This window comes from Clostridium sp. CMCC3677, assembly GCF_023845585.1.
Taxonomy (GTDB): domain Bacteria; phylum Bacillota; class Clostridia; order Clostridiales; family Clostridiaceae; genus Clostridium; species Clostridium aquiflavi.
This window is the reverse complement of the sequence record NZ_JAMQHS010000004.1, coordinates 258,050-281,876: the sequence shown is the minus strand read 5'-3', so window position 1 is coordinate 281,876 and position 23,827 is coordinate 258,050. Positions and strand designations below refer to the sequence as shown.

The window sequence follows — 23,827 nt, the reverse complement described above, 5'->3', positions numbered from 1 at the left end:
GTCCAATTAAGTAATAGCTTTATTGTTATTTTAATGATTATTTTCTATAATTAATTTGTGATAAATTAGGTGTATGTTCAAATTCGATTGGTTCGTTCTTGTATAAGAATTTTACTCCATCAATCCACTCACCTTTATATTTTACTTGAAGAAAAGTTTCTAATAAACTATTTTCAGATATTTCTCCACCGGTAGAACCTTGTAATTTATTAGCTGCCCAATTAGGTTTCTTTAAATCAGCATTGCTAGTTACACCTTTATTAGCTGCACTTTCATCTAAGTTTATAGTAGCAATTTTTTTGCCATCTACAGTATCAATAGATTTTACTTCTATTGGTAAGTTATCAAATGTTTTTTCAGAAAGAGCCTTTGATAACTTCTTTAATTTATCTTCTAAACTTAAATCTTTGTTTAGCTCAATAGTTGAAATTTCTTTTATTTCCATATTATCTGCATCTTCAGTATATATAGAGAATGCCTCAGTTTCTTTTTTATTATTCTTATCATTTTTATCATCTTTAGAAGTATCAGTAGGATTGTCCTTTTTGATATCATTCTCATTATCTGTCTTTGGATTCTCTACTACAGTATTGTCTTCTGGTTTTGTATTAGTGGCTGAATTTGAAGAACAACCTACTAAAGCTATACTTAACATTAGAACTGTAGCTAAAATCAATTTTTTTACCATTATTCTTTCCTCCCTATTTAAAAAAATAAGTAATACTTTAAAATATCATAACAATTATAGCATATGTATTCAATAATTAAAAGTTTGGGGATATGAAGAAAATAATGGTAAATAACGAAAATATATTTTCAAAATAATTGACAATTTATTTTGAATGTAGTATATTTTGATTATCAAAATGTTTGATTGCAGAAATTAAATTACTAAGTCAAATATTTAATGTTTTATCTGGAGGAAAATAAATAGATGAATCAATCAAAAAAGATAGTCAATCAGATATTAGTAGAATTATTTAATGATATTTTACAAATAGAAGAACAAACAATAAAAGAAGGAGTAATTTCAGATCTTTCAATTACTGAAATTCATACTATTGAAGCAATTGGAATGTATAAAAAAAGAACTATGTCTGAAGTAGCTCAAGATTTAAAAATAACAGTTGGAACATTAACAACTGCAATCAATAAACTTATTAAAAAAGGTTATGTAGAAAGAAGCAGAATAGAAGAAGATAGAAGAGTTGTTTTAATTGCTTTAACTAAAAAAGGAAAACTAGCTTATAGATTACATGAAAAATTTCATAATGATATGGTTAGTAACTCAATAGAAAGCTTAACACAACAAGAAGAAGCAATGCTAATTTCAGCATTAAATAAGATAAATGAGTTTTTAAGAGAAAAATATAAATTGAAATAATTAAGGAGAAAAGTATGAATATTAAAATAGGGGGAGTAGGGGGATATCTACCATCACTCGTTGTTACAAATGATAAAATTAGTGAATTTGTTGATACTAATGATGAGTGGATAGTTGAAAGAACAGGTATAAAAGAACGTAGAATTTCAGAAGGTGAAAATACTTCGGAAATTGCTGTGAAAGCCGCTAAAGTTGCCCTTGAGAGAGCAAAGATTGATTCTGAAGATTTAGATTTAATAATAGTAGCAACTATTACTCCAGATATGTTTATGCCATCTGTGGCGTGTTTAGTTCAAAAAGAATTAAATGCTAATAAGGCTGCGGCATTTGATATAAATGTTGCCTGCTCAGGTTTTGTATTTGCATTAGAAACTGCAAATTCATTAATGAAATCATTAAATTACAAGAATGCACTTGTTATAGGTGCAGAAACACTTTCTAAAGTTATTAATTGGAATGATAGAGGAACATGTATATTATTTGGTGATGGTGGTGGAGCAGCAGTACTTGTAAGAGATGAAAAGAATGGAATAATTAATTCCTATTTGAAAACAGATGGGAAAAAAGGAGATTCATTGACTATAGGTGCGCTTGATTTTAACACTCCTTTTACTAAAGAAAATTTTATTAGCAACCAATATGTTGAGATGAATGGTAGGGAAGTTTTTAAATTTGCAACTTCAGCTATTATTAAAGGAATTGATGGTGTATTAGAAGGTACAGATGTTTGCTTAAATGATATAAAGTACATAGTACCTCATCAAGCTAATATAAGAATATTAGATTATGTTGCTAAAAAATTAAAGATAGATATAAATAAGTTTTATATAAATTTAGATAAAACAGGAAATACATCCTCAGCTTCAGTGCCATTAGCTTTAAATGAGTTATATGAAAAAAATCTTCTAGAAGAAGGAGATAAGATACTTTTAGTAGCTTTTGGTGGTGGATTAAGCTATGGAGCTACATTACTAGAATGGTAAAAATTAAATTATTAGGCTATGTTTTAGTAAAGTGTTGAGATATTAATATATAAACAGATACTTAAAATATAGTTAACTATTAATTTAAAGATAAATAAAAAAAGAGACATCAAGGAGGAAAAAATTATGTTATTTGAAGAAATTAGAGATATAATATGTGAACAATTAGGTGTAGAAAAGGATGGAATAACTTTAGAAACTACATTTGAAGATTTAGGAGCAGATTCTTTAGACTTATTCCAAGTTGTAATTGAATTAGAAGAAAAATTCGATATTCAAATAGAGGAAGTTGAAAAGTTAAAGAGCTTAAAAGATGCAGTTGAATATGTAAAGAATAAGACGAATAATTAAAATTTAAAATACTAACATCCAAGTTAAGTCGGGTATGCAAATAAGTATTCCCGATTTAATTATATAATATAAGTATTTTTGTAAGAACACTATTAGGAGGAATTATTTGTGGCAAATAATAGAGTATGTGATCTACTTGGTATAAAGTATCCAATATTTCAAGGAGGTATGGCTTGGATCGCAGATGCATCTTTAGCAGCAGCGGTAAGTGAAGCAGGTGGAATTGGAATAATAACAGGAGCAGCACCAACAGAATGGGTAAGAAAACAAATCAGAGAAGCTAAAAAATTAACAGATAAACCTTTTGGTGTAAATATAATGTTAATGTCTGAAAATGCAGAAGAAATAGCGGAACTAGTATGTGAGGAAAATATAGCTATTGTTACTACTGGAGCAGGAAGTCCAGGTAAGTACATGGAAAGATGGAAAGCAAATAATATAAAGGTAATACCAGTTGTTGCATCAGTAGCCCTTGCTAAGAGAATGGAAAAAGCAGGAGCAGATGCAATTATAGCAGAAGGTACAGAATCAGGTGGTCATGTAGGTCAACTTACTACAATGGCATTAATTCCACAAGTTGTAGATGCAGTAAGCATACCAGTTATAGCAGCAGGTGGAATAGGTGATGGAAGAGGAATTGCAGCTTCTTTTATGTTAGGAGCAGAAGGAGTTCAAGTTGGAACTAGATTTTTAGTTGCAAGAGAATGTACAGTAAATCAAAATTATAAAGATAAGATATTAAAAGCTAAAGACATAGATACAGAAGTTACAGGTAGATCTACAGGTCATCCAGTAAGAGTGCTTAAAAACAAACTATCAAGAATGTATGCTAAGTTAGAAAAAGAAGGTATAAGTCCAGAAAAATTAGAAGAATTAGGAGCAGGTACTTTAAAGAAAGCAGCAGTAGATGGTGATGTGGATAATGGATCTATAATGTCTGGACAAATTGCAGGCTTAATTAATAAAGAACAAACATCAAAGGAAATTATTGAAGAGATGTTTGAAGAAGCAAAGCAAAGGTTTGTGTTGTTTGGAGGAAATCATGAATAGTGAAAATATTGCATTCCTTTTTCCAGGTCAAGGTGCCCAATATGTGGGTATGGCAAAGGAATTCTATGATAAAATACCAGAATGTAAAGAAATAGTTGATAAAGCAGAAAAAATATTAGATATGCCAATAAAAGATATGCTATTTAATGGTCCTGAAGAAGTTTTAATGCAAACAGAAAATGCTCAACCTACAATAGTAGTGGCTTCTTTAGTAGCATTAAAAGCTTTGGAAGTAAATAATATTGAAGCAAAGTATACTGCAGGATTAAGTCTTGGTGAATATGCTTCACTAATTTTTTCAGGAGCGCTTTCTTTGGAAGAAGGATTACTTCTAGTAAAAGAGAGAGGTAGAATCATGGGAAATTCTCTTCCAAAAGGTCTTGGAAAGATGGCAGCTATTTTAAAGCTTGATAATGAAAAATTAGAAAATCTATTAGAAAGAGCAAGTGAGTTTGGCATTGCAGAAGCAGCAAATTACAATTGTCCAAAACAAGTAGTTATAGCTGGGGAAAATAAAGCTATTGATGAAGCAGTGAAAATTGCAAAGGAACTTGGAGGATTAGGAATACCTTTAAAGGTAAGTGGACCTTTCCATAGTTCATTATTAAAGAATGCAAGTGAAGAATTTTATAACACATTAAAGGATACAAATATAAATTCATTAAATAAAGTTGTATATTCTAATGTGAAAGGGTTACCTTATGATGAAGAAGATGATTTTAAAGAGTTATTAAAAAGACATATAAGATCATCTGTACTTTTTGATAAGACTATTGAAGATATGATAAAAAATGGAGTTAATACATTTATTGAAGTTGGACCAGGTAAGGTTCTTAGTGGATTTGTAAAGAAAATTAATAGAAGCGTTAAAGTATTAAATATAGAAGATATGGAATCATTAAATAAATTATTATTAACATTAGAAGAAATTTAGCTTAAGGAGGATTTTTATTAATGCTAAAAGGAAAATGTGCAATTATTACAGGAGCTGCAAGAGGGATAGGTAAAGCAATTGCTTTTAAATTAGCCTCTCTTGGTGCAAACATAGTATTGAATTATAGAAGTAGCGAAGAAGAAGCAAAAATAGTAGCTTCTGAAATAGAAAAAATGGGCGTAGAAGTTTTAACTGTTAAAGGTGATATAAGTAAGTTAGAAGATGTAGAAAATATTATAAGTGAAGCAAAAAGTAAATTCGGAATTATAGATATTATTGTAAATAACGCTGGAATAACAAAGGATACCCTTATTCTTAGAATGAAAGAAAAAGACTTTGATGATGTTATAGATGTAAATTTAAAAGGAGTTTTTAATTGCTTAAAATCAATCACTCCTGTCATGGTCAGACAAAAACATGGAAAGATAATAAACATTTCATCAGTAGTTGGTGTTGCAGGTAATGCAGGGCAAGTAAACTATGCAGCTTCTAAAGCAGGAGTTATAGGCATGACAAAATCTTTAGCTAAAGAACTTGGCGCAAGGGGTATAAATGTAAATGCAGTTGCACCAGGATTTATTGAAACTGATATGACTAGTGTTTTAGGTGAAAAAGTTAAAGAAGAAGCAAAAAAGAACATACCATTAAAAAGATTTGGAACTCCAGAAGATGTAGCTGGTGTTGTAGCGTTTCTTGCAAGTGAAAACTCAAACTATGTTACAGGTCAAGTTATAAATATTGATGGTGGAATGGTAATGTAATGGAGGAGTATAGAGTTATGGAAAGAAGAGTTGTTGTTACAGGAATGGGAGCATTAACTCCAATAGGAAATGATGTAGATACATTTTGGAAAAACAATAAAGATGGTAAATTAGGAATAGATTTTATTAAGTTAATAGATAATGAATTAATTAATGTTAAGATTGCCGGAGAACTTAAGGATTTTAATCCAGAAGAAGTTTTAGGTAAAAAAGAATGTAAAAGACTAGATAGATTTTCTCAAATGGCATTAATAGCAGCAGAGGAAGCTATGAAAAGTTCTAAAATAGATTTAGAAAAAGTAGATAAAAAAAGATTTGGTGTTATGGTAGGTTCAGGAATAGGTGGATTTGCAACTATAGAAACTGAATGTACTAAATTAGTTACAGGTAAATCAAAGAGAATGTCACCATTCTTTGTTCCAATGGCAATTATCAATTTAGCTGCTGGAAACATATCTATTCAATATGGACTTGAAGGTTCTTGTACATCAGTAGTGACAGCATGTGCAACTGGTACAAATAACATTGGAGATGCATTTAGATATATAAAACATGGATACGCTGATTTTATGTTAGCAGGTGGTGCAGAAGCTCCAATAACAAGAATTGGTGTTGAAGGATTCCATAGTATGAAAGCACTTAATTCTTCAAATGATCCTGTTAAAGCTTCAACTCCTTTTGATAAGAATAGAAGTGGCTTTGTAATGGGGGAAGGTGCAGGAATATTATTACTTGAATCTTTAGATTCAGCGTTAGAAAGAGGAGCAAATATATTAGGTGAAATTGTAGGATATGGTTCAACTTGTGATGCATACCACATTACATCTCCACATCCAGAAGGTTTTGGAGCTGCAGAAGCTATGAGTCAAGCAATTAATGAAGCTAAAATAGATAAAACTGAAGTTTCATATATAAATGCTCATGGAACTTCAACTCAATTAAATGATAAATTTGAAACAGCAGCAATTAAAAAAGTTTTTGGAGAAGATGCATATAACATTCCAATATCTTCTACAAAATCAATGACAGGACATTTATTAGGTGCAGCAGGAGCTATTGAGTCTATAGTGTGTTTAAAAGCACTAGAAGAAGGTTTTATACCTCCTACAATAGGTTATGAAACTAAAGATGAAGAATTAGATTTAGATTATGTACCAAATAAGGGACGAAAAAAAGAACTTAAGTATGCTTTAACAAATTCTTTAGGATTTGGTGGACACAATGCAACTTTATTATTTAAGAGATGGGAAGAAAAGTAGGAGGTAATTTTATGGATTTTCAAAATATTAAAGAACTTATAAATATTATAAATTCTTCGGATTTAGCTTACTTTGAATTAAAATCAAATGATAGCTATATAAAAATGGATAAGTCTTTAACTAGAAGCTTAAATAGAAATGTAGAAAAAGAAGAAGAGACTACAAAAAAGGAAAGCAACCTTCATACAAAAGAGGAACCTATACAAGAAAAGAATAATTTCCCAGAGAATAAATCAAGTAATATGTCAGAAGAAACTGTAGAAGAAGACACAGTAATAATTACATCACCAATGGTTGGAACATTTTATTCATCACCATCTCCTGATAGCGAGTCATTTGCTAAAGAAGGAGATTATGTAAAAAAGGGAAAAGTAATTTGCATAATTGAAGCAATGAAGTTAATGAATGAAATTGAAAGTAATTATGATGGAAAAATAGTAAAGTGTTTTGCAAAAGATGGAGATATGGTTGAGTTTGGACAAAAACTCTTTGAAATTAAGGAGGATTAATGTTTATGTTAAAGATAGAAGAAATAAAAGAAATTTTACCTCATAGATACCCATTTTTACTTATAGATAGAGTAACTGAAATGGATATAGAAGAAAAATTATTTGTTAAGGGATATAAGAATGTTTCTGCAAATGAACAATTTTTCCAAGGCCATTATCCACAAGAACCAATTATGCCAGGGGTTTTACAAATAGAAGCTTTGGCACAAGCAGGAGCTGTGGCTATTTTATCAATGGAAAAGTTTAAAGGAAAAACTCCATTATTTGCTGGAACTAATAAGGTTAGATTTAAGGCAAAGGTTGTACCAGGAGATAGATTAGATTTATATTGTGAAATAGTAAAACTTAAGGGACCAATAGGAATAGGTAAAGGAATAGCTTCAGTTGATGGTAAAACAGTTTGTGAAGCTGAAATACTTTTTGCTATAGGATAGGTGAAGGATATGTTTAAAAAGGTACTTATTGCAAATAGAGGAGAAATTGCAGTTAGAATAATTAGAGCTTGTAGAGAAATGGGAATACTTACAGTTGCTGTTTACTCAGAAATTGATAAAGAAGCACTTCATACTCAATTGGCTGATGAAGCGATTTGTATAGGTCCAGCAATAGCTAAAGATAGTTATTTAAATATTGCTAATATTTTAAGTGCATGTGTACTTAGTGGGGCTGATGCAATACATCCTGGATTTGGATTTTTATCTGAAAATGCTAAGTTCGCAAAGATGTGTAAAGAATGTAATATAAAATTCATAGGTCCAGATTATGAATCAATTGAACTTATGGGTGACAAAGCAAGAGCTAGAGAAATAATGAAAAAAGCAAATGTTCCTGTTGTACCTGGATATGAAGGGGAAATAGAGAATGAAACACATGCTTTAGGTATTGCTAAAAAAATAGGTTATCCTATAATGATAAAGGCAGCTGCTGGTGGTGGTGGAAAAGGAATAAGAATTGCCAGAAGTGATGAAGAATTCTTAAAGGGATATAAAACTGCTAAATCTGAATCTAAAGCTTGCTTTGGTGATGACAGATTGTATATAGAAAAATTCATTGAAAGACCTAGACATATTGAATTTCAAATTTTGGCTGATGAGTATGGAAATGTTGTTCATTTAGGAGAAAGAGAATGCTCTCTTCAAAGAAAGAATCAAAAGGTTTTAGAAGAGGCTCCATCTAATATATTAAATGAAGAAATAAGAAATACTATGGGAGAAATAGCTAAGAAAGCAGCGAAGGCTGTTAATTATAAAAATGCAGGAACTATAGAATTTTTATTTGATAAAGATAATAACTTTTACTTTATGGAAATGAACACAAGAATACAAGTAGAGCATCCAATTACAGAAATGATTACAGGTGTTGATTTAGTTAAAGAACAATTAAAGATAGCTTCAGGAGAAAAGTTATTATTAAAGCAAGAAGATATAAAGATATCTGGTCATGCTATTGAATGTAGAATTAATGCAGAAGATCCAGAGAATGATTTTAGACCATGTCCTGGAGAAGTATCAGAGTTATGCGTTCCAGGTGGGATGGGGGTTAGAGTAGATTCTGCTATATATTGTGGATACAATATACCTTATTTTTATGATTCTATGATTGCAAAGCTTATAACTTTTGGAAAAACTAGAGAAGAAGCTATTGTAAAAATGAAAAGAGCTTTAGGTGAATTTGCAGTAGGTGGAGTAAAAACTAATATTGATTTTCAATTTTCTATACTTGAAATGCAAGAGTTTTTAGATGGAAATTATGATACGTCATTTTTATCAGAAAAGATGGTGAAGAATAATGCTTAAGGATTTATTTAAAAAAAGTAAATATGCAACGGTTAATCCATCAGCATATAAAAGTAAAGTAGTAGAAGAAAAGCCTAATATTCCATCTGGAATGTGGACTAAATGCAGTAATTGTAATAGTATGATTTACTATGAAGATTTAGAAAATAACAAATATGTATGTAATAAGTGTAATCAACACTTTAGAATATCACCTAAGGAAAGAATAAAACAATTATTTGATAAAGATACTTTTAAAGAAATGTGGAAATCATTAAAAACAAATAATCCTATTGACTTTGAAGATTATGAAGAGAAAATAAATCAATCTCAAAGCAATACTGGAAGTAAAGAAGCAGTAGTTACTGGAGTAGGTAGAATAAATGATTTGGAAGTAGCTTGTGCAATAATGGATAGTTTCTTTATGATGGGAAGCATGGGGACTGTTGTCGGAGAAAAAATTACTAGAATAGTAGAATATGCTACAGAAAATAATCTTCCTATTTTGATTTTTACAGCTTCAGGTGGAGCAAGAATGCAAGAAGGTATTTTTTCGCTTATGCAAATGGCAAAAATAAGTGCTGCTCTTGCAAGGCATGATGAAAAGGGGCTATTATATATAACAATATTAACTGATCCAACTACTGGAGGAGTAACAGCAAGTTTTGCTATGGAAGGCGATATTATATTAAGTGAGCCAAATGCTTTAATTGGATTTGCAGGTAGAAGAGTTATAGAAAACACAATAAATGAAACTCTTCCAGAGTCATTTCAAAAATCAGAATTTCTTCTTGAAAAAGGATTCATAGATAGTATTGTAGAAAGAAAAAATATGAGAGCTTATTTATATAAGATTCTTATTTTACATGGAGTGAATAAGTATGAATAAAGAGTTTATAAAATCAATAGTAGTATCAAGCCCTTGGGAAAAAGTTGAAATAGCTAGGCATAAAGATAGACCTACAGGAAAATATTATATAGATAATATTTTTAAAGATTTTATAGAGTTTCATGGAGATAGATTATTTGGTGATGACAAAGCTGTAATTGGTGGAATAGCATCATTTGAAGATATTAGCGTTACGGTAATAGCAATAACAAAGGGAGCTAATACAAATGAAAATATAGAAAGAAATTTTGGAATGCCCAATCCAGAAGGCTATAGAAAAGCATTAAGACTTATGAAACAAGCAGAAAAATTTAATAGACCTGTTATTTGTTTTATAGATACTCCAGGAGCCTTTTGTGGAGTCGGGGCAGAAGAAAGAGGGCAAGGTAGTGCTATTGCAAATAATTTGTTCGAACTTAGTAGATTGAAAACCCCCATAATTTCTATAGTTATTGGAGAAGGGGGAAGTGGAGGAGCATTAGCATTAACAGTGGCAGATAAAATACTTATGTTAGAAAATGCAGTTTATTCAATACTTTCACCAGAAGGATTTGCATCTATATTATGGAAAGATAGCAAGAGAGTAAAAGAAGCTGCAAATGTTATGAAAATAACAGCACAAGATTTAAATGAGTTTGGTATTATAGATAAGGTAATAAAAGAGCCAAGAGGTGGAGCACATAAAAATCCACCAAAACAAGTAACGCTCATAAAAAAAGAACTTATGAATGCAATAAATGAAATGAAAAACATTGAAACAAATCAAATGATAAATGAACGTTATGATAAATTTAGAAAAATAGGAACTTTAGAGTAATTTATAATATATAGTGATTTTTAATATAAGCTCAAAAGATTGCAATCTTTTGAGCTTTTTTGATTATAGATATTTTAATATATTTTTTAAGCTAAGAAAGTTAAATATGAGTCATTGACAATATATACTATTTAGAAATAATATAATATTAAAGTTAATTTTTTTTAAGAGGATGATGATTATGGATGTTGATCTGAAAAGTAAGGTAGATATATTTAAAGACTATTATAAAGATATAAGCAGAACATTAATATTTGATAATAATAAAGTTAAAATATTAGAAAGTTTACTTTATATAATAAATAAAAATGAAGTAGATAAAAGTGAATTAAAAAGTATTAGAAAATACATAAGTAAAAGTGAACTAAATAATGTATTTAATGGAAACGTTAAAAAAGCAATGTCTGCTTTTTTATGTTCAAATTTTCAATATGAAAAGATAGTTAAAGACACAATTATAATATATGATAATTTAGTAAATAAAGGTTTTAAAAAGGACAAGTACTTAGAACTTTTATCGTTTATTATTACTTTAAGATTTCATAAAAAAGAATATGATAATATATTAAATAATATGTTAAAGGCAAAAACTGAAATAAAGAGCAAAGTACAGGGTATAGATGAATTTAAATTAATGAATATATGCTTTATAAATTTATCAATGTTTTCTAGGGAATATAATCAATTAGTTAGAAAGTATCTAAAGATATATTTTAAATTACTCAGAAAAAAATTTGATAAAAAAGAAGCTTTTTTTATTACACTTGCAATGATAAATTTAGATGAAATGGATTATACTAGTTATATAAATAATGTTATAGAAATAAAATCACATTTAAATAATACTAAAATGGAAATAAAAGAAGAGCATTATTTATTATTGGGTTTATCTTCATTAATAATTGAAAATAATAATGAATTTATTGATAATATTAGTGAAGTATATGATGATTTATGTGAAAAAAGATTTATAAAAAAGGATCAGATTGTACTAGTATCTATTACACTAGTATTATATGAATATATTGAAATCATTTCAGAAGATGATGAGGATTTATTTACTGAAAATGAAATAAATATAGTTAAGAAGTTAATAGAATACTTAACGTTATTGTTAATATAACAATAAAAATTAATATTAAAGGAGAATAATCTTATGGAGAGTAATAGCACAAAGGTTGCTAAAATAGCAACTAAAATGGCTATATGTGATAGATTTGAGGAAGAAGATTTAAAAAAGATATATAACAAAGAAGGTATAAAAGTTACAGCAGTAAATATAGGTGGAAATATTAATTCATCAATATCAAAGATATTAGAAAGTGCACTGGTTGCATCCAAAAGAAATGGCCTTATAAGAGAAGAACATTTACATGAAGGTGCAGTAATAGGAGCTACTAGAGATGCTATAATTCAAGTTTCTAATAGAGCTAATGCACAAAATGTAGGTGGAAAAATTGGAATAGCTAGAGGCGGGGAACATATTTCTGTATGCATATTCTTAAGTATTGGTTTACTTCATTTAGATGAAGTTGTTATAGGAATAGGGCATAGAGCTATACCAGTATAAAAAGATGATGATAGATATTAAGATAACAAGAATTATTTTAATATCTATCTTTTTTATTATAGAGATTAAAAAAGTGTGTTGTGAAAAATAATTTAAATTTTAGGCTTTGTTTTAGCGGAGTGTTGATATATGCATAAGCAAAGTGAGCGGAGTAATTGAACTTAGGAATGCTAAAATGAGTATAGCCCAATACTCATTGAGAATTCTCAAAATCCAATTACAATGCCACTTTACCTATTGTATATATCAACACACATTTAAAACAGAGCCAAATTTTAAAACATAAGCACATAGTAGTTAATATCATGTTTATAATTTTTTTGTTCTAAAATAAAAGAAAACATTGAAATTTGTATAAACATTACTTTTTTGGTATATTAATCAATGTAGATGATAATAGTTAAGTTAAATTAATAATAACTATAAATTTTTATAATAATATAAGTCATAGAAAAGGAAGATGGAAAGTATGAACAAAGAATTAATTAATCAAGTTGCTATTGTTACAGGGGGAAACACAGGCATAGGTAGAGCTATTAGCGAAGAACTAGCTGGAAGAGGCGCTAAAGTTATGATTTTAGCTAGAAATGAAGAAAAAAACGAAGAAACAAAGGACGCTATTGTAGCAAAAGGTGGATATGCTGAATCATATAAAGTAGATGTATCTAATAAAAAGTCTGTAGATGATGCTATCAAAAGTATTTATGAGAAACATGGTCAAATAGACATATTAGTTTGTAACGCAGGAAACTCAACACCGTTAAATTACCTTACTAAAATGCCAATGGAAGATATAGAAGCTATTATAAATACACATGTTTATGGAGCTATCTATTGTGTAAAAGCGTGTGGAGAAAAAATGAAAGAAAGAAAATATGGAAGAATTGTAATAATGTCATCACTTGGAGCTTATCATGGAGTTACAGGAAATGCACATTATTGTTTAGCTAAAGAAGGACTAGTTGCTATGGCACAAAGTTTAGCTAAAGAATTTGGACGCTATGGAATAACAGTTAACTCAATTCAACCAGGATCTATTAATACTTCTATGAGCTCTCAATTATTGCAAGTAGCTAAGGATAAGATCGTGAGTGAAACACCAGTTGCTAGAATAGGAGAGCCAGAAGATATTGCTTATGCTACAGCATTTTATTGTAGTCCAAGAGCAAGTTTTATAACAGGAGATACAATGCGAGTTGATGGTGGATATATTATTGAAAGTGGAATGGATAGATTAATATTAAGTATGATCGATGCTGAATTAAATTAATTAAGTGATAGAAAGTTTATTTGTTTAATAAGTAGAAATATAATTTGATTTATTAAGTTATAAATTATAAGAAACGGCACTAATTATCAATTTGATAATTAGTGCCGTTTTTTATACATATCCAATTAATAATCTTGTAGAATAGAGATTTATCAAAATGATAATATATTATCATTTTAATAAACAATTATTTTTATTCTTTTGACGGGCAATTATTCTTGCACTACGTTTAGAAAGGGTATATGGCTAAAAAAATCGCTGGGCTAAAGTCGCCTAGGAGATTTTGCTCTAAATAAACAATGAATATAATGTATTTAAAAATGATAAGATTTTCAAGAATTCAAGTAGATTAAAGATAAATAAATTAAGTTTTTATATAAAAAAGTGGTATAAAATTTGCTTATAAAATTATTAGATAAAGTTAAGTGATTTTATATATAGAAATAAAATAATGTAGATATAAATGAATTTGTATTTACAGGTAAAAATAGTATATAATGTATAATATAAATAGGAAATATGACTATAGCTGTATATTAGATGCTTATGCGAAAGATAAATATGAAAATTTGATAAAATACTACAATAAAAGGAGCGAAAGCCTGATGAAACTTATTGATACAAAAAACTCAGTAGGACATGTTCTTTGTCATGATATTACTCAAATCATAAAAGATGTAAAAAAAGGAACTGCGTTTAGAAAAGGTCATATAGTTACAAAAGAAGATATACCAGTATTATTATCTTTAGGAAAAGATCACTTATATGTATGGGAAAAGAAAGAAGGTTTTTTTCACGAGAATGAAGCTGCAGAAGTATTACTTGAAATATGTAAAAATGATAATATGACTAACAGTAAAGTTAAAGAAGGAAAAATAGAATTGATTGCTAGCTGTGAAGGGTTATTAAAAATAGATATTGACAAGCTAAAAAAAATAAATATGCTTGATGAAATTATAATTGCAACTAGACATAATAACACTATAGTAAAAGAAGGCGATAAATTAGCAGGAATGAGAGTAATTCCTTTAATTATTGATGGAAAGAAATTAGAAAGTGCAAAGAAACTAGGAGAGAGCATACCTATTATAGAACTTAAGAAATTTGTAAAGAAAAAGGTGGGAATCGTAACCACTGGAAATGAAGTTTATTATGGAAGAATTAAAGATACATTTTCTCCTGTAATAAAAGAAAAATTATCAAAGTTTGATGTTAAAATAATAGGACAAACTATTGTAAACGATGATACAGATAATATAACTAATGCAATTAGAGAGTATATTGATAAGGGTGCAGATATGGTTATTTGTACTGGTGGAATGAGTGTAGACCCAGATGATTTAACACCAAGTGCAATTAAATCAACAGGAGCTAAAATAATATCTTATGGTGCACCAGTTTTACCAGGAGCAATGTTTTTAATGTCTTATTATAATGACAATATTCCTATTTTGGGATTACCAGGTTGTGTTATGTATGCAAAACAAACTATTTTTGATTTAGTTTTACCGAGGATTATGGCTGATGAAAAAATATCTAAGGATGATTTAGCATCATTGGGTCACGGTGGACTATGTCTTTCGTGTGAAAAGTGCACATACCCTAATTGTGGATTTGGAAAGATATAGGGGGATATTGGTTATGGAAAATAAATTTAATCATTTTGATAATGAAGGCAATGCAATTATGGTAGATGTGGGTAATAAAAATGCAACTGAACGTATTGCCATTGCATCAGGAAAAATAAGAGTAAATAGAGACACATTTTTAGCTATTGAACAAGGAACAGCAAAAAAAGGTGATGTTTTGGGTGTGGCAAGAGTAGCTGGAATTATGGCTGCAAAAAAAACCTCAGAGTTAATACCTTTATGTCATCCTTTAATGATAACAAATTGCACTATTGATTTTGAGCTTTTACCTAAAACTTTAGAAGTTGAAGTTACGTCTAAAGTAAAAGTAACAGGAAATACTGGTGTTGAAATGGAAGCGTTAACAGCTGTATCAACCACTCTTTTAACTATATATGATATGTGTAAGGCTATAGATAAGGCTATGGAAATAGGTAATATTCATTTAAGAAGAAAAATAGGTGGAAAAAGTGGAGATTTCATTAATGAATAACTGTATAAATATTGATTTTTAGATTTTATTCCAAAGACTCTAATAGAGAGGAGAAACATAATGAAAGATCAGTATAATAGAACAATTGATTATCTTAGGATTTCTGTTACAGATAGATGTAATTTGCGTTGCAAATATTGTATGCCAAAAGATGGGGTGGAATATTTACAGCATGATGAAATATTAACTTTTGATGAAATAATTACTATATGTAAAAGTATGGTTAAGTTAGGGATTCATAATATAAAAATTACAGGGGGAGAACCTCTTGTAAGAAAAGATATAGTTGATCTTATAAGAGATATAAAGACTATAAAAGGAATTGAAAATGTTACTCTTACAAGTAATGGGATACTGTTACATGATTATTTAGATGATTTAGAATCAGCAGGATTAGATGGAATTAATATTAGTTTAGATACTTTGGATAGAAAAAAATATGAAGATATTACTAGAAAAGATGGTATAAGTAATGTTTTAAAATCAATAGAAAAAGCCGTTAATAGTAATATTCCTTCAGTTAAAATAAATTGTTTGATTATGAAAGATTTTAATGAAGATGAAATTTTATCTATTGCTAGATTTGCAAAAGATGAAAGAATTGATGTTAGATTTATAGAAATGATGCCAATTGGATTAGGTGATATGAATGAAGTTGTTTTTCAAGAGAAAATTAAGAATATCATAGAAAAAAAGTATGGAACTATGAAGAACCATTTTGGAAAGAGTGGAAATGGTCCGGCTAAATATTACACATTAAATAATTTTAAAGGAAAGATCGGATTTATTAGTGCATTAAGTCATAGATTTTGTAAAAAATGTAATAGAATTAGAATGACATCAGACGGGATATTAAAATTATGTTTACAATATAATTATACCTTGGATTTAAAGAAAGCTTTAAGAAACGGAATAGATGAAGAAGAATTTATTTTAATGATTAAAAAAGCTATTTATAATAAACCTAAACATCATAACTTTTTAGAATTTAAAAGAGAAGATAATTTAGAAGAAAGAAAAATGGTACAAATAGGAGGATAATTATGGGTAAAATAATGGCAATTTGTATTAGTGAAAAAAGAGGTACACAGAAAAAAAGAATAGAAAAGGCAAATCTTGTTAAGGATTTTGGAATAGAAAATGATGCTCATGCGGGAAATTGGCATAGACAAGTGAGTTTATTATCATATGAAAAAATAGAAGATTTTAAAGCTAAAGGTGCAGAAGTAAATGATGGTGCATTTGGTGAAAATGTTATAGTACAAGGATTTAATTTAAAAGATTTACCAATAGGGAGCCTATTAACTTGTGGAAACATTAAATTAGAAATAACTCAAATAGGAAAAGAGTGTCATGCTCATTGTGAAATTTATAAAAAAATGGGTGAATGCATTATGCCTACTAATGGAGTGTTTGCAAAAGTAATAGAAGGTGGGCAAATGAAAATTGGGGATGAAATTGAGATTGCATCTAGTATAGTAGAAAATGTATGAAAATAAATATTGAATAAAAAGCATTAAATAAACATTTAATTTTAATTATTTTGTTTATTTAATGCTTTTTTATTTTTCTTTTTTGATATAATATTATTTGATGAATATAATTGTAATTAAAGATTTAGATATAAATATATAAAAAGAATTTTTGATTATATCAAAGAGGTGAATTTATGAGTCCTTTAGCTGATTTGATGCGACCGAGTAAAATTGAAGATTTTGTTGGACAGAGACATATATTAGGTGAAAATACTCCATTATATAATTTGATAAAAAGTAAAAAAATATGTAACTGCATATTTTATGGACCACCAGGAACAGGTAAGACTACTTTAGCAAATATAATGGCTAAATATGTGGATAAGAAGTTTTATAAATTAAACGCAACAACAGCATCAGTAAAAGATATACAAAATATAACCAGTGAGTTAGATAATTTGTTAAACTATGCAGGTGTAGTTCTTTATATAGATGAATTACAACATTTTAATAAAAAGCAGCAACAATCATTATTGGAATTTATAGAAGATGGAAGAATAACATTAATAGCAAGCACAACTGAAAATCCTTATTTTGTAATACATAAAGCAATAATAAGTAGGTGCAATATTTTTGCTTTTGAACCATTAAAAATACCAGATATAATAGTAGGATTAGAGAAATCTTTAGATAAACTAATAAATGAAGGTATAGAAGTGGAATATTCAAATGAAGCTTTAAAGTATATAGCTGAAATATCTCAAGGAGACTATAGAAAAGCTTATAATATATTAGAATTAGCTGTAAATTCACAAATGACTTTACACAAGGAAATTTCTGTAGACTATATTGAAAAGCTTGGACAATCTAATATGAGAGCTGATAATAGTGGAGATGAATTTTACAATTTATTAAGTGCACTTCAAAAAAGCATACGGGGTAGTGATCCCGATGCAGCAATTCATTATTTAGCAAGACTTATAAAAGGAGGAAATATAGCAGCTATTATAAGACGAATTTCTGTCATAGTAGCTGAAGACATAGGTCTTGCACACCCCAATGCACTTACTGTTGTTAATTCAGGATTAGATTTAGCTATGAAAGTAGGATTCCCAGAAGCTAGAATAGTTTTAGCTGAACTAGTAATATACTTAGCAACGTTACCTAAATCTAATAGTTCTTATCTAGCAATAAATTCTGCAATGAGTGATTTGGAAAGTATAAATTTTGGAGATGTTCCTAAACATTTAAAAGATGGTCATTATGCTGGTGCAGAAAGTCTTGGTGTTGGAGGATATAAGTATCCTCATGATTATCCAAATCATTATATAAAACAAGAGTATTTACCAGTAGAATTAAAGAAAAAACGATATTATATTGAACAAAATAACAAATATGAAGAAAATGCACGGAAATATTGGTCATCTATAAAAAATAATTCTAATGAATTGACAAAAGCCGAGTATTTTGATAAGATATAAATGAATTATTGATAAGTGATTAGAGAGGGTGAATATATGAAACTTTCTACAAAAGGAAGATATGGAGTTAGAGCTATGGTTGATTTGGCTTTTAACTATGGAGGTCCCCCGACATCAATAAAGACTATATCTAAAAGACAAAATCTTTCAGAGTATTATTTAGAACAACTATTTAGTCCACTTAGAAAAGCTAATATAATTAGAAGTGTAAGAGGTGCTCAAGGCGGATATGTTTTATGTAAGCCACCTTCAGAAATAACAGTAGGTGATATTATGCATGTTCTAGAAGGACCTGTTGAAATAGCTGATTGTATTGATGGGGTAGAGTGTTCTAACGTTGATAGTTGTGCAACAAAGTTATTGTGGCAAAAGATAAAAGATAGTATAGATGATGTTATGAATTCAATTACTTTAAAAGATATAATAGATGATTATGAAACAAAGAGAACTTTAATTGAAATTGTCGATAGGAGTGAATAAACAATGAGAAACGTATATATGGATTATGCGGCTACAACTTATGTAAAGCCTGAAGTGCTAGAAGAAATGTTACCATATTTTACGAAAAATTTTGGTAATCCATCTTCTTTTTATGGAATATCAAGAACAACTAAAATGGCTATAGATGAAGCAAGAGCAAAGGTTGCAAAAGCATTAAATTGTGAAGCTAATGAAGTGTATTTCACAGGTGGTGGATCAGAAGCTGATAACTGGGCAATAAAAGGTATTGCTTCTGCTCATAAAAATAAAGGTAATCATATAATAACAACAAAGGTAGAACATCATGCTGTTCTTCATACATGTCAGTATTTGGAAAAGAATGGGTTTGATGTTACTTACTTAGATGTTGATAAAGAAGGTTTTATTAATTTAGAAGATTTAAAAAATGCTATAACAGATAAAACTATATTAGTTTCAATAATGTTTGCAAACAATGAAATTGGAACAATTCAACCAATTAAACAAATTGGGGATATATGTAAAGAAAGAAATGTTTATTTCCATACTGATGCTGTTCAAGCAATTGGAAATGCTCCCATTGATGTAAAAGAAATGAATATAGATATGTTATCATTAGCAGGCCATAAAATTTATGGACCTAAAGGTATCGGTGTTTTATATATTAAAAAAGGAATAAGGATTGAAAACTTGATTCATGGTGGTGGTCAAGAAAGAACAAGAAGAGCTGGAACAGAGAATATAGCATCTATAGTAGGTCTTGGTAAAGCTATTGAATTGGCTACAGCAAATTTAGAAGAACATATTAAGACAATGAGTGAATTAAGAGATAGATTAATAGATGGACTACTTGAAATACCATATTCACATCTAAATGGTCCAAGAGGAGAAAAGAGATTACCTGGTAATGTAAATGTAAGATTTAGATTTATAGAAGGTGAATCAATTCTTCTATCTTTAGATTTTGAAGGAATATGTGCGTCAAGTGGAAGTGCTTGTACATCAGGATCATTAGATCCATCACATGTATTATTAGCAATTGGATTACCACATGAAGAAGCACATGGATCGTTAAGATTAACACTAGGGGATGGATCTAACATAGAAGATATAGACTATGTTATAGAAACATTACCACCTATCATTCAAAGATTAAGAAATATGTCACCATTATGGGAAGACTTTTTAAAGAAGGGAGAAAATTAATATGATATATACAGATAAAGTAATGGATCACTTTAGAAATCCAAGAAACGTTGGAGAAATTGAAGACGCAAATGGCGTAGGTGAAGTTGGAAATGCTAAGTGTGGAGATATAATGAAAATATATTTAAAAGTTGAGGGTGATATCATAAAGGATGTAAAATTCAAAACTTTTGGATGTGGATCAGCAATAGCATCATCATCAATGGCAACTGAAATGATAAAAGGTAAGACTTTAGATGAAGCATGGGAATTAAGTAATAAAGCAGTAGCGGAAGCATTAGATGGTCTTCCACCAGTAAAGATGCATTGCTCAGTATTAGCAGAAGAAGCTATTCATAAAGCTATAAATGATTATAGAGCTTCTCATGGATTAGACGTAAAACCAATGAAAGAACATGATCATGATGAATTACATAACATGGTTCATGGAGAAGAATAGATGAGTTTAACTAAGAAAAAAGTCTTAGTAGGTATGAGTGGCGGAGTTGATAGCTCCGTCGCTGCATATTTATTAAAAGAACAAGGCTATGAAGTAATTGGTGCTACAATGCAAATTTGGCAAGAAGATAAAGAAGCTGAAGAAAGAGAAGGCGGTTGTTGTTCACTTTCAGCTGTTGAAGATGCAAGAAGAGTATGTGATAAGTTAGATATACCTTTTTATGTTTTAAACTTTAGAGATTCTTTCAAAAAAAAGGTTATTGAACCATTTATTCAAGAGTACATAGATGGAAGAACTCCTAATCCATGCATTGAATGTAATAAGCATTTAAAGTTTGATGAACTTTTAAGAAAAGCACAAGGAATAGGGGTAGACTATATAGCAACAGGTCATTATGCTAAAATTGAGAAAAAAGATGATAGATATATGTTGATAAGATCTGATGATGACAGAAAAGATCAAACATATGCTTTATATAACTTTACTCAAGATCAGTTAGCACATACACTTATGCCTTGTGGTGAGTATACTAAAGACAGAATAAGAGAAATAGCAAAAGAAATAGGATTAGCTGTTCATAATAAAAAAGACAGTGAAGAAATATGTTTTATTTCAGATAATGATCATGGTAAATATATATTAAATGCTAAACCTGGTGCTGTAAAGAGTGGAAACTTTGTTGATAAAAGTGGAAACATACTTGGAAAACATAAAGGTATTGTATATTATACAATTGGTCAAAGAAAAGGTCTAGGTCTTTCAGTTGGTAGACCTGTGTTTGTTACTGATATAAATCCTAGAACAAATGAAGTAGTAATAGGAGCAGAAGAAGATATTTTTAAAACAGAATTAATAGCGGGAGATTTGAATTTTATTACTTTTGATAAATTAGAAAAAGAAATAGAAGTTGAAGCTAAGATAAGATATTCTGCAAAACAGGCTAAAGCTACTATAGTACCATTGAAAGATGGTAGAGTTAAAGTTGTATTTAATGAAAAACAAAGAGCTATAACAAAGGGCCAATCAGTTGTTTTCTATAACGGAAATATAGTTATTGGTGGTGGAGTAATAGAGGCTATTATTTAAAAAATAAGATTCTTTAAGCAATGATACTAGAAATTTTCATAGTATCATTGCTTTTTTACTTACTATGATTTAAATATGTAATGATATACATATTTAAATCATAGTAAGAATTAAATTATTGCTTATGGATATAATAGGGATTATGAAGATGAAATTTTAATATATGGCTCTGGATTAAATGTGTGTTGATATATACAATAGGTAAAGTTTAATTACTCGTCTATTTTGCTTATACATATATCAATATTCTGCTAAAATACAATCTAATATATTTAAGGAGTAGTAAAAGTGAAATATGATTAGAACTAAAGATTTTTATTTAAAGAAAATATATAATTTGGATGGTAAAAAAATAGGGAGTGTAAAAGATATTTATATAAATTTTTATGAAAAAAAATTAGAGGGCTTTGAAATTTCCAATACAACTTTTTTTTCTAAAAAAAATTATATATCTATTAATGATGTTATAGATATTGGTGATGATATAGTAGCTAAAGAATTGAAAAGTGGAAATGGATTAAAATTTAAAGATATAAAAGACTTAGATGTTATGGATACACATAGTAAATTGAAAGGCGCAGTTGAAGACTTGTTAATAGATAGGAACAATTATACTATTAAAGCTATGATAATAACTTCTGGATTTATTGATAAGATTTTAAAGGGTAAAGAAGTACTGTTACTAAATGAGTGTATACTAGGTGATGATTATATACTATATACAGGAAAAGAGAATATTTCCTTTAAATCCATTCCTCACAATATGACTAAATATGAATTTGATAAAAAAGTATAAAAGTAAGTTAGTAGTTCTATTACTTACATTACTATTAATAATTTTTATATTAAGCTACGTATTTAACAATTCTATAAAGAGTATCGTAAATATGATTATGATTTCTTTTATATTAGCATATATTATAGTACCTATTAGAGATTTATTTCAAAATAAATTTAAAATTAAAAAGAAGGTTGCATCTGGATTAATAATACTAATTATACTGGGAATGTTTATTTCTTGTATAACGCTTATAATTCCTGAACTTTTTAAGGAAATATCTAATATAGGAGTTATATTTGATAATATTGCAAATTTTTTAGAAGATATATATGTTAAATTTAGAGTGGATAATTTTCCAATATTAAAATCTATTTATAATGAATTAATTGAAAAGGGAAATGCTTTATTTTTAAATTTATCTAAATCTTTATTTAATAACATTGTATTAATTGTGGAAAATATAGTTTCTTGCGCTGTTATACCTGTGGTAGTATATTATTTTTTATGTGATGGAGATAAAATATATAATAAATTATTATTTATATTACCAACAGAAAAAAGAGAAGTAACTAAAAAAATTTTAAATGATATAGATAAAGTTTTAGGAAGGTATATTACAGGGCAAGTTTTTCTGTCTCTTATAATTGGTTTTTTAACATTTATATTACTTATGGTATTTAAAGTTAAATTTCCTATATGGATTTCAATATTAAATGCAATATTAAATATAATACCTTATTTTGGTCCTATTTTTGGAGGGGTGCCTGCTGTATTAGTAGCGTTACTAGATTCACCTATTAAAGCTTTATGGGTAACTATTGGTGTATTTATTATTCAACAAATAGAAGGAAACATATTATCGCCTAAGATAACTGCTGATAGTACTGATATGCATCCTGTAATAATTATTATATTATTATTAATAGGAGATAAGTTTGGTGGTTTTGTAGGAATGCTTTTAGCTGTGCCAATAGGAGTAATAATAAAAGTTCTATATGATGATATAAATTATTATTTGTTTTGATTTTTATCACATTAAGTAATGAAGTTTAGTTATATATTGACATAATTATATATATGAAATATAATTTTTGATGAAATAATAAAATATTAAGCGATGATTAGGATTAGTAGATTTTATATGGATATTAAGAGAGGAAGTGGATGGTGCAAACTTCTTACTATATATTTCGAAGCTGCCTAGGAGCTATAAATTACTAAGTGATG

General features: G+C 28.6%; 27 protein-coding genes and 1 other annotated feature (1 of these 28 only partly in view). Of the genes, 26 read left to right on the top strand and 1 reads right to left on the bottom strand.

Annotated features, from left to right (window positions below):
- Positions 1-37: 37 nt before the first annotated feature.
- Entirely contained in the window at positions 38-688 is a 651-nt protein-coding gene (locus NG901_RS06730; protein WP_252212991.1) for a hypothetical protein, read from the bottom strand.
- A 246-nt stretch (positions 689-934) separates the two neighbouring features.
- On the opposite strand from NG901_RS06730, the gene NG901_RS06725 reads away from it, so the two are divergent.
- The 26 genes from NG901_RS06725 (at position 935) to NG901_RS06600 (ending at position 23,624) form a co-directional block, all read left to right on the top strand.
- A complete protein-coding gene (locus NG901_RS06725; RefSeq protein ID WP_252212989.1) occupies positions 935-1,384 on the top strand; it encodes a MarR family winged helix-turn-helix transcriptional regulator in 450 nt (149 codons plus the stop codon).
- A 14-nt stretch (positions 1,385-1,398) separates the two neighbouring features.
- Positions 1,399-2,367 (top strand): beta-ketoacyl-ACP synthase III, encoded by a 969-nt coding sequence (locus tag NG901_RS06720; RefSeq protein ID WP_252212988.1) that lies wholly within the window; start codon positions 1,399-1,401, stop codon positions 2,365-2,367.
- Between the two features lie 126 nt (positions 2,368-2,493).
- Positions 2,494-2,718, top strand: coding sequence for an acyl carrier protein (locus tag NG901_RS06715; protein WP_252212987.1), 225 nt, complete (start codon positions 2,494-2,496; stop codon positions 2,716-2,718).
- Between the two features lie 108 nt (positions 2,719-2,826).
- Positions 2,827-3,768: an enoyl-[acyl-carrier-protein] reductase FabK gene (gene fabK / locus NG901_RS06710; RefSeq protein WP_252212986.1), complete on the top strand. Its 942-nt coding sequence runs from the start codon at positions 2,827-2,829 to the stop codon at positions 3,766-3,768.
- The gene (fabD, locus tag NG901_RS06705) at positions 3,761-4,702 is read left to right on the top strand and encodes an ACP S-malonyltransferase (protein ID WP_252212984.1); all 942 of its coding nucleotides are present in this window, start codon (positions 3,761-3,763) and stop codon (positions 4,700-4,702) included. The genes fabK and fabD overlap by 8 nt, the downstream gene beginning before the upstream one ends.
- Positions 4,703-4,722: 20 nt before the next feature.
- The gene (gene fabG, locus NG901_RS06700) at positions 4,723-5,463 is read left to right on the top strand and encodes a 3-oxoacyl-[acyl-carrier-protein] reductase (protein ID WP_252212983.1); all 741 of its coding nucleotides are present in this window, start codon (positions 4,723-4,725) and stop codon (positions 5,461-5,463) included.
- 17 nt (positions 5,464-5,480) lie between these two features.
- A complete protein-coding gene (gene fabF, locus NG901_RS06695) occupies positions 5,481-6,722 on the top strand; it encodes a beta-ketoacyl-ACP synthase II (RefSeq protein WP_252212982.1) in 1,242 nt (413 codons plus the stop codon).
- An 11-nt stretch (positions 6,723-6,733) separates the two neighbouring features.
- Complete coding sequence (accB, locus tag NG901_RS06690; protein ID WP_252212981.1) at positions 6,734-7,231, top strand: acetyl-CoA carboxylase biotin carboxyl carrier protein; 498 nt, start codon at positions 6,734-6,736, stop codon at positions 7,229-7,231.
- Positions 7,232-7,236: 5 nt separating this feature from the next.
- Positions 7,237-7,665 carry a 3-hydroxyacyl-ACP dehydratase FabZ gene (gene fabZ, locus NG901_RS06685; RefSeq protein WP_003370298.1) on the top strand — a complete coding sequence of 143 codons (429 nt, stop codon included), beginning with the start codon at positions 7,237-7,239 and terminating at the stop codon, positions 7,663-7,665.
- A 9-nt stretch (positions 7,666-7,674) separates the two neighbouring features.
- Positions 7,675-9,027 carry an acetyl-CoA carboxylase biotin carboxylase subunit gene (locus NG901_RS06680; protein ID WP_252212979.1) on the top strand — a complete coding sequence of 451 codons (1,353 nt, stop codon included), beginning with the start codon at positions 7,675-7,677 and terminating at the stop codon, positions 9,025-9,027.
- On the top strand, positions 9,020-9,895 hold the full coding sequence (gene accD / locus NG901_RS06675) for an acetyl-CoA carboxylase, carboxyltransferase subunit beta (protein ID WP_252212977.1): 876 nt from the start codon (positions 9,020-9,022) through the stop codon (positions 9,893-9,895). Before NG901_RS06680 ends, accD begins: the two co-directional genes overlap by 8 nt.
- Positions 9,888-10,712 carry an acetyl-CoA carboxylase carboxyltransferase subunit alpha gene (locus NG901_RS06670; RefSeq protein WP_252212976.1) on the top strand — a complete coding sequence of 275 codons (825 nt, stop codon included), beginning with the start codon at positions 9,888-9,890 and terminating at the stop codon, positions 10,710-10,712. Before accD ends, NG901_RS06670 begins: the two co-directional genes overlap by 8 nt.
- Before the next feature lie 181 nt (positions 10,713-10,893).
- Positions 10,894-11,835 (top strand): DUF4003 family protein, encoded by a 942-nt coding sequence (locus NG901_RS06665; RefSeq protein WP_252212975.1) that lies wholly within the window; start codon positions 10,894-10,896, stop codon positions 11,833-11,835.
- 33 nt (positions 11,836-11,868) lie between these two features.
- Positions 11,869-12,282 (top strand): HutP family protein, encoded by a 414-nt coding sequence (locus tag NG901_RS06660; protein ID WP_252212974.1) that lies wholly within the window; start codon positions 11,869-11,871, stop codon positions 12,280-12,282.
- A 469-nt stretch (positions 12,283-12,751) separates the two neighbouring features.
- Positions 12,752-13,552, top strand: coding sequence for an SDR family NAD(P)-dependent oxidoreductase (locus NG901_RS06655; protein WP_252212973.1), 801 nt, complete (start codon positions 12,752-12,754; stop codon positions 13,550-13,552).
- A 605-nt stretch (positions 13,553-14,157) separates the two neighbouring features.
- Complete coding sequence (locus tag NG901_RS06650) at positions 14,158-15,180, top strand: molybdopterin-binding protein (RefSeq protein ID WP_252212972.1); 1,023 nt, start codon at positions 14,158-14,160, stop codon at positions 15,178-15,180.
- 13 nt (positions 15,181-15,193) lie between these two features.
- Positions 15,194-15,673: a cyclic pyranopterin monophosphate synthase MoaC gene (gene moaC, locus NG901_RS06645; protein WP_035791073.1), complete on the top strand. Its 480-nt coding sequence runs from the start codon at positions 15,194-15,196 to the stop codon at positions 15,671-15,673.
- A 60-nt stretch (positions 15,674-15,733) separates the two neighbouring features.
- Positions 15,734-16,714 (top strand): GTP 3',8-cyclase MoaA, encoded by a 981-nt coding sequence (moaA, locus tag NG901_RS06640; protein WP_252212970.1) that lies wholly within the window; start codon positions 15,734-15,736, stop codon positions 16,712-16,714.
- 2 nt (positions 16,715-16,716) lie between these two features.
- Positions 16,717-17,166: an MOSC domain-containing protein gene (locus NG901_RS06635; RefSeq protein ID WP_252212968.1), complete on the top strand. Its 450-nt coding sequence runs from the start codon at positions 16,717-16,719 to the stop codon at positions 17,164-17,166.
- Positions 17,167-17,342: 176 nt separating this feature from the next.
- The gene (locus NG901_RS06630; RefSeq protein WP_252212966.1) at positions 17,343-18,629 is read left to right on the top strand and encodes a replication-associated recombination protein A; all 1,287 of its coding nucleotides are present in this window, start codon (positions 17,343-17,345) and stop codon (positions 18,627-18,629) included.
- Positions 18,630-18,665: 36 nt separating this feature from the next.
- Positions 18,666-19,109: an RrF2 family transcriptional regulator gene (locus NG901_RS06625; RefSeq protein ID WP_252212965.1), complete on the top strand. Its 444-nt coding sequence runs from the start codon at positions 18,666-18,668 to the stop codon at positions 19,107-19,109.
- A gap of 3 nt (positions 19,110-19,112) precedes the next feature.
- Positions 19,113-20,294, top strand: a complete 1,182-nt coding sequence (gene nifS / locus NG901_RS06620) for a cysteine desulfurase NifS (RefSeq protein ID WP_252212963.1) — start codon at positions 19,113-19,115, stop codon at positions 20,292-20,294.
- Between the two features lies 1 nt (position 20,295).
- Positions 20,296-20,733 carry a Fe-S cluster assembly scaffold protein NifU gene (nifU, locus tag NG901_RS06615; RefSeq protein WP_252212961.1) on the top strand — a complete coding sequence of 146 codons (438 nt, stop codon included), beginning with the start codon at positions 20,296-20,298 and terminating at the stop codon, positions 20,731-20,733.
- Positions 20,734-21,819 (top strand): tRNA 2-thiouridine(34) synthase MnmA, encoded by a 1,086-nt coding sequence (mnmA, locus tag NG901_RS06610; protein ID WP_252212959.1) that lies wholly within the window; start codon positions 20,734-20,736, stop codon positions 21,817-21,819.
- Between the two features lie 295 nt (positions 21,820-22,114).
- Positions 22,115-22,615: a PRC-barrel domain-containing protein gene (locus NG901_RS06605; RefSeq protein WP_252212957.1), complete on the top strand. Its 501-nt coding sequence runs from the start codon at positions 22,115-22,117 to the stop codon at positions 22,613-22,615.
- Positions 22,593-23,624 (top strand): AI-2E family transporter, encoded by a 1,032-nt coding sequence (locus NG901_RS06600; RefSeq protein WP_252212955.1) that lies wholly within the window; start codon positions 22,593-22,595, stop codon positions 23,622-23,624. Before NG901_RS06605 ends, NG901_RS06600 begins: the two co-directional genes overlap by 23 nt.
- 84 nt (positions 23,625-23,708) lie before the next feature.
- Positions 23,709-23,827, top strand: a binding site (T-box leader) (it continues 63 nt past the right edge of the window).